The organism is Mediterraneibacter sp. 210702-DFI.5.30 (assembly GCF_020560115.1).
Taxonomy (GTDB): Bacteria; Bacillota; Clostridia; order Lachnospirales; family Lachnospiraceae; genus Mediterraneibacter; species Mediterraneibacter faecis.
The window spans coordinates 1-210 of sequence record NZ_JAJCME010000283.1 but is presented as its reverse complement, the minus strand read 5'-3'; the positions used below and the strand labels follow the sequence as shown (position 1 = coordinate 210).

At 48.6% G+C, this 210-nt stretch carries 1 protein-coding gene; it reads left to right on the top strand.

Features of this window, described 5'->3' with window-relative positions; translation table 11 throughout:
- On the top strand, positions 1-210 hold a 210-nt coding region (locus LI126_RS15555; protein WP_227165792.1), incomplete at both ends, for a cation transporting ATPase C-terminal domain-containing protein.

The window sequence follows — 210 nt, the reverse complement described above, 5'->3', positions numbered from 1 at the left end:
CAAAAAGCCATCCAGTATCTGCTTTCCGCCAATCTTGGCGAAGTCTTGACGCTTTTGATCATGACGATGATGAACTGGTCAATTTTGGCACCGGTCCAGATTTTGTGGATCAACCTGGTTACTGACACTTTTCCGGCGATCGCACTAGGAGTTGAGCCAGCTGAGGGTGATGTTATGAAACATCAGCCACGGGGCAATCAAGGCAGTTTC